The organism is Cellvibrio sp., assembly GCF_053579595.1.
In genome coordinates, this window is the sequence record NZ_JBRFPI010000513.1 from 1 (window position 1) to 2,553 (window position 2,553).

General features: G+C 51.0%; 3 protein-coding genes. All 3 read right to left on the bottom strand.

Annotation, left to right across the window (positions count from 1 at the left end):
- Positions 1-1,245: adenylosuccinate lyase (gene purB, locus ACWA6V_RS20530; protein WP_449524230.1), on the bottom strand; the 1,245-nt coding region annotated here is incomplete at its 3' end.
- 65 nt (positions 1,246-1,310) lie between these two features.
- Positions 1,311-1,934 (bottom strand): high frequency lysogenization protein HflD, encoded by a 624-nt coding sequence (gene hflD, locus ACWA6V_RS20535; protein WP_310072292.1) that lies wholly within the window; start codon positions 1,932-1,934, stop codon positions 1,311-1,313.
- A 43-nt stretch (positions 1,935-1,977) separates the two neighbouring features.
- Positions 1,978-2,553 (bottom strand): MnmA/TRMU family protein (locus tag ACWA6V_RS20540; RefSeq protein ID WP_449524231.1); only part of this gene is annotated, 576 nt, incomplete at its 5' end.

Below are 2,553 nucleotides of genomic sequence, written 5' to 3' on the forward strand. Positions count from 1 at the left end.
ACCACGAGTGAGTTCTTTCAACTGCTCGTACGGGTTGGCAACACCGTAGCGGCGCATGACGGTCTGGATCGGCTCGGCCAGCACTTCCCAACTGGTGTCCAGATCGGCCTGCATGCGCTCGGCATTGATTTCCAGTTTGTTCAGGCCGCGCAGGCAAGAGTCATAGCCCAGCAAGGTATAGCCAAACGCCACGCCCATATTACGTAATACCGTCGAGTCGGTCAGGTCGCGCTGCCAGCGGGAGATAGGCAGTTTTTGTGCGAGGTGAGTAAAAATCGCGTTGGCGATTCCCAGGTTACCTTCCGAGTTTTCAAAATCAATCGGGTTCACTTTATGCGGCATAGTGGAAGATCCCACCTCCCCGGCAATGGTTTTTTGTTTGAAGTAACCGAGCGAGATATAACCCCATACATCGCGGTCAAAATCGATCACGATGGTGTTAAAACGTGCAATCGCATCAAACAATTCAGCAATGTAATCGTGTGGTTCGATTTGGGTTGTGTAGGGGTTCCAGCTCAATCCCAAGCTTTCAACAAATTCTTTGGCATTGGTTTGCCAATCGACATCCGGGTAGGCAGACAAGTGTGCGTTGTAGTTACCAACGGCACCGTTAATTTTGCCGAGCAATTCCACTTCTTTAACGGTTTTTAACTGGCGACGTAAACGCGCAGCCACGTTCGCCATTTCTTTGCCCACCGTCGTGGGCGATGCGGTTTGGCCATGGGTGCGGGAGAGCATGGAATCTGCCGCGTAATCGTGTGCGAGTTTGGCGATGCCATCGATAATCGCTTCTGCATCTTTCAGGAATACTTTGCGGCCTTCGCGCAGCATCAATGCGTGCGAGAGGTTATTGATATCTTCCGAAGTGCAGGCGAAGTGCACAAATTCCAATACTGCTTCGAGTTCGGTATTGCCGGCGAATTTATTTTTAAGAAAATATTCAACCGCTTTCACATCGTGATTGGTGGTGCGCTCAATATCCTTTACCGCTTGTGCATCAGCTTCGTTAAAGTCCGTAACAATTTTGTCGAGAATGGCATTGGTCGCTGCACTAAATGCCGGTACTTCCGGTACCCCAGCCAAACGGCTGAGTTGTTGTAACCAACGCACTTCCACTTCTACGCGGAAGCGGATCAAACCGAATTCGCTGAAAATGCTGCGCAGTGCAATAGTTTTGCTGCCGTAACGGCCATCGACTGGAGATACCGCATTAAGTGCGGTGAGCGTGTTAAATGAATTGTCCATGGTGCTTCTCGATTAAAGATTAAAAAGATAAAAATACAATGCGAATTCTGTGTGATGCGGCCGAATTACATCCGGCGCAAAAAATCATCGACCTGTTGCGCAATATGCTTACGGTAAAACAGGAGTTGCAAGCGGTTGCCGCCAACTTGTCGCCATAATATTGCGGAGCGCACTGACGCGAGCAGCAGGGCGCGGATTTGGTTGGCGATGCGCTGTTGTTGCAGATAATTGTAGTCGCCATTGACCTGAATGCGAAAACGGAAGGTGCTTAGTGTCTCGGTATAGAGCGTCCCCAGGTTGGCGATAACGTTTTCGTGGGTAGATGAAAAATGCTGCGCCTGTTGTGCGACTTGTTCCAGCCGACTTCCGATAACGCCGAGCATATCGCGTCGGCCAGCGAGTTTTTTCTGCAAGTGCAACACACCTAAACCATAGCGCAATGTTTCCCGGTGTTTTTGCGAGCCGGGGCGCAACAACTCGCGCATCACTTCCAGTCCGGTACGCAGGTTTTCCAGATTCCCGCCGTAAACGGCGAGTGTGCTCTCGGGGTTGAGGTCGAGCATGCTTTCAATACTGCATTTATAAGCATCGGGCGGGACATGGCCTGTTTTTGCAACCTGTTCAACTAATGCAGTTGCCTGAAATACGCCTGCGAGGGCGAGGGTAATGTCTTGCCAGTTTTTGCTCACGCGAAATTCTCTCAGCTACTTGAAAAGGGATTTAATTAACGGGTTAGCGGTTGTCGGTAGATTCGATCACGGCGCCACCAAGGCACACATCGTTACTGTAAAAAACGACTGATTGTCCGGGCGTCACCGCACGCTGCGGTTGCAAAAAGCTCACGTCCAGAGTGCCATCGGCCATTAGCGTTACCACACACTCCTGATCGGGTTGGCGGTAGCGGGTTTTGGCGGTAAAGGTAAAGGAAGATGAGGGCGGAGTACCGTTAATCCAATGGGCCTGTTGGGCAATTAAGTGATTGGTGTATAAAAGAGGGTGATCCGTACCTTGTACCACCACCAGTACATTGCGCGTCAAGTCTTTCTGCGCAACGAACCAGGGCTCTTCGTTGGCACCTTTTACGCCGCCAATGCCCAACCCCTGACGCTGGCCAATGGTGTGATACATCAGACCCATATGCTCGCCGATCACTTTTCCGTCCGGAGTTTGAATCTCACCGGGTTGTGCGGGCAGGTACTGTTGCAAAAAGTCTTTAAAGCGGCGCTCGCCGATAAAACAAATCCCGGTGCTGTCCTTTTTGTTGTGAGTAACCAGACCGTGTTCTTCCGCAATCCGGCGTACTTCCGG